Source organism: Streptomyces pathocidini (genome assembly GCF_001418495.1).
GTDB lineage: Bacteria > Actinomycetota > Actinomycetes > Streptomycetales > Streptomycetaceae > Streptomyces > Streptomyces pathocidini.
In genome coordinates, this window is sequence record NZ_LIQY01000499.1 from 1 (window position 1) to 4081 (window position 4081).

A 4081-nucleotide genomic window follows, 5' to 3' on the forward strand; every position below is an offset into this window, starting at 1 on the left:
AGCCGCCCCCGCCCGCGGACGAGCGTGATCCCGGCGGAGTCCACCCAGCGGACCTGTCCGTCGTCCTGCCAGTGCGAGGTGAAGCCGTCACGCCGCGCGAAGACCGCCCGCGCGTCCAGCGCGCCGGTCACCGCCTCCCGGGCCCCGGCGACCTCCCGCGCCTCGGTGAGCGCGGCCACCGGCCGCAGCAGCGCCTTGCTCGGCATACAGGCCCAGTACGAGCACTCGCCGCCGACCAGCTCGTTCTCCACGAGCGCGACGCGGAGCCCCGCCTCGGCGACCCGCCCGGCCAGCACCTCGCCGGGCGGCCCGGCACCGACCACCACCACGTCGTACGTCTCCTCCTCGGGCAGGTCCTCGGCCATGGCACTCCCCTTCGGGACGGTCTTCTGGGCGGTCTTCGGGGCGGGCGCGCTTCGGGACGGGCTCGGGGCGGCCCCAAGACCCCGGGGCTCTCCCGCCACCCTTCCGACGTGCCACGAAGTCGGCCACATGAATCATCGGAATACGGACAGGCTCCCTCTCGTTCCCCGGGCGGAGGCCCGCAGACGCACAACCGGAAGCAGGTAGGGACACATGAGCACGGTCGAGCTGACCAAGGAAAACTTCGACGAGGTCGTCTCCGCGAACGATTTCGTCCTGATCGACTTCTGGGCTTCCTGGTGCGGCCCCTGCCGTCAGTTCGCGCCGGTCTACGAGGAGGCCTCCAACCGCCACTCGGACCTGCTCTTCGGCAAGATCGACACGGAGGCCCAGCCGGAACTGGCCGCGGCCTTCGACATCCGCTCGATCCCGACGCTGATGATCGTCCGCGAGAACGTCGCGGTCTTCGCCCAGCCCGGCGCCCTCCCGGAAGCGGCCCTGGAAGACGTCATCGGCCAGGCCCGCAACCTGGACATGGCCGAGGTCCACCAGTCTGTGGCCGAACACCAGGCCCCCACGGCCTCCCACCCCGACGCCCCGGCCTGACTCGGCGCCCGGCTCCCCAACTCCGGTTCAGTCCGCAGCCCTTGTCCTCACGGCTGCGGACTTCCGGCTTTCGTGGGGCGGAATACCCACTCCGAGACCCAACAGCGTGAAAGCCCAGCAGCGTGAAGGGGCCTGCTCACAAACTTGCGCAGGGACTCGAGCGGCCTCGCAAAACAGTCCTCTTTCAGCGTCTCCTTTCGGAGACCGCGAACCCACTTTCCGGCACCCCCTCCGGCGAAATCCTGGAAATAGGTTGACTCCCAGACAAGTCGGATGACCCGGGTGTGCACGGCACCCACACCGGCTTGCGGCCAGCGACCTATGTAGGACCGGAGGAGGACCCATGAACTGGAAGGCAGGCCCGCGGCGCCTGACGATGACGTCGATCGCCATTGCGGTGGCAGCAATGGCGGGATCCACAACAGCGATAGCCGTGGACGGCGGCGCAGCGGAGGGCTCGAGCAAGAGCACCAACCTGCTGACCAACCCCGGGTTCGAGACCGGCACGCTCTCCGGCTGGAGCTGCACCGGCAACCTGGGCTCGGTCGTCTCCAGTCCCGTCCACTCCGGCAGCAAGGCCCTCAAGGGCGCTGTCACCTCCAGCGACAACGCCAAGTGCACCCAGACCGTCTCGGTGCAGCCCAACACCGAGTACACCCTCTCCGGCCGGGTACAGGGCAGGCACGTCTACATCGGTGCGACCGGCAGCGGCCAGACCTGGGCGGACACGCCCGGTAGCTACCAGAAGCTCACGGTGAAGTTCAAGACGGGCGCCAGCCAGACCAGTGCCCAGGTCTTCCTGCACGGCTGGTACGCCCAGGGCGCGTACCACGCCGACGACATCGAGCTCATCGGCCCCGGCGGCGGCCAGCCCCCGGTCACGGATCCCACTCCCGGCCCGGGTGAGGACACCGAGGCCCCGACCGCCCCCGGAAACCTGCGTTCCACGGGCAAGACCCACGACTCCGTCGCGCTCGCCTGGAACGCCTCCCAGGACAACGTGGGGGTCACCGGATACGACGTATACCGCGGCACCACGCTCGCCGCCGCGAACGTCACCGGCACCACCGCTTCCGTCAACGGACTGACGGCCGGCACGAAGTACACCTTCACGGTCAAGGCCAAGGACGCCGCGGGCAACGTGTCCGGCCAGTCCAACACCCTTGAGGTCACCACGGAAGCCGACAAGGACAGCGCGAAGATCCCGTTCGGCAGCCACAAGTACTCGTACGCGAAGGACACCACCACGGTCTCCGGCGACCGGGCGGCGAACGACAAGAAGGTCGTGGAGTACTACAACGACTGGAAGGCGAAGTACCTCAAGGACAACGTCTGCGGGAACAGCAACTGGGCCGCGGTCCGCTCCGACGACGCCTCTCACCCCTACGTGGCCGAGGCTCAGGGGTACGGCCTCTCCGTCCTGGCCACCATGGCAGGTGCCGACCCTGAAGCGAAGACCCTGTTCGACAAGGTCCTGACGTACGTCGACGACCACCCGTCGAAGATCGACGCGGGCCTCCACGCCGCCGAGCAGGACGCGCAGTGCAAGAGTGTCAACGGCAGCGACTCGGCCACCGACGGCGACCTTGAGATCGCGTACGCGCTGCTGCTCGCCGACAAGCAGTGGGGCAGCACCGGCACTCACTACTACAAGGGCCTCGCGCTCAAGCGCATCCAGTCCATCAAGAAGAGCGAAATGGTGGCCGCCACGAAGCTCACGAACCTGGGCGACTGGGTCACCACGTCCTCGAACAAGGACAAGTGGGAGAACACGAGCCGCAGTTCCGACTGGCTCATCGGCCACTTCCGCGCCTTCAAGCAGGCGACCAATGACACCTATTGGGACGGCGTCGTCACGGAGCACCAGAAGGCCATCAAGAAGCTCCAGGACCAGCACGCCCCCAACACCGGCATGCTGCCGGACTTCGTGTTCGACACCAAGACGGGCAACCCCAAGCCCGCACCCGCCGGCACTCTGGAGTCGGAGCACGACGGCACGTACAACTGGAACGCCTGCCGCGACCCGTGGCGGATCGGTGTTGACGCGCTGACGTCCGGCGACAGCCAGTCGCGCGACGCGGTGCGCAAGATGAACGCCGGCATCAAGAAGATCACCGGCAGCAACGCCAACAACATCAAGCCCGGCTACTACCTCGACGGCCGGCCCATCGAGGACCGCAACTACCAGTCGGCCGCCTTCGTCGCCCCGTTCGCCGTGGCCGCCGCGGCGTCCAACGACCAGGCGTGGCTCGACTCCCTGTGGAACAAGATGAATTCCATGAAGAGCAACTACTACAACGACTCCGTCAACCTCCAGGCGATGATTGCCGTCACCGGCAACCACTGGGCCCCCACCCAGGCCTCCTGACCCGAAGTCGCTCCATCTGAGACGCCTGTCTCCGCCCTACTCGGGCGGGGGCAGGCGTCCTTTGGTCTGTGACCTCAAGGGAGGCCGATTGGTCTGTGGCCTCAAGGAGGTCGACGATGAGAGCTCAAGAAGGCCCGACGATGAGGTCGTCATCCGCTCGCGGGGGTCGCCTCAAACCAAAAAATCCCGCCCAGCTCAACAACTGGACGGGATCTCGCGAACCGCTGGAACTACAACCGGATACAACCTTCCCGGCTTTCGTGTGGACCTGAGGGGATTTGAACCCCTGACCCCCTCGATGCGAACGAGGTGCGCTACCGGTCTGCGCCACAGGCCCTTGCAACGGGTGAAACCTTAGCATCCCGGCCCGGCTGCCCGGAAATCCGCTTCGGGGCCCGGACCTGGGGCCCAGGGGACCGGAGGGTCACTCATTGGCGGCGCGGGGGCGGTCCTCGTCGGCGTACTGGTCGAAGAGGGGGGTGCGGCCGCGCTCGCGGGCGCGCCGTCCCGCGGGGCGGCGCGCCGCGGGCTGATCCGCGGCCTCCGAGTCGGCCCGCCGCGGGGCCGGTTCGGGGGTGGGCTCGGCGGAGCTGGAGCGGGCGGAGCTCCAGGCGTCCGGGGCACCGAGGTCGACGCCGCCCGTCGCACGCGGGGCGACCGGCGCGGTCACGTACGTCGGCAGGGGCACCGGCACCGGGTCCCAGCTGTCGCCTTGGGCCGGGCCGCGCTCGCGCTGCTGGTCGA

General features: G+C 68.3%; 3 protein-coding genes, 1 tRNA gene and 1 pseudogene. 2 read left to right on the plus strand and 3 right to left on the minus strand.

The features are described 5' to 3' along the window. A partial coding sequence (locus AOK16_RS21335) for an FAD-dependent oxidoreductase (protein WP_157859293.1) occupies nucleotides 1-365 on the minus strand: 365 nt, incomplete at its 3' end. Between the two features lie 211 nt (nucleotides 366-576). Between AOK16_RS21335 and trxA the strand changes: the two genes are divergently transcribed. Further along, complete coding sequence (trxA, locus tag AOK16_RS21340; protein ID WP_055473802.1) at nucleotides 577-969, plus strand: thioredoxin; 393 nt, start codon at nucleotides 577-579, stop codon at nucleotides 967-969. 343 nt (nucleotides 970-1312) lie between these two features. Continuing rightward, complete coding sequence (locus tag AOK16_RS26765) at nucleotides 1313-3337, plus strand: glycosyl hydrolase family 8 (protein WP_398718504.1); 2025 nt, start codon at nucleotides 1313-1315, stop codon at nucleotides 3335-3337. A 263-nt stretch (nucleotides 3338-3600) separates the two neighbouring features. Here the strand turns inward: AOK16_RS26765 and AOK16_RS21350 are convergent. Both AOK16_RS21350 and AOK16_RS21355 read right to left on the minus strand, forming a co-directional pair. After that, nucleotides 3601-3674, minus strand: a tRNA-Ala gene (locus AOK16_RS21350). Between the two features lie 87 nt (nucleotides 3675-3761). Further along, nucleotides 3762-4081, minus strand: a pseudogene (locus AOK16_RS21355) (hypothetical protein); the annotation flags it as partial.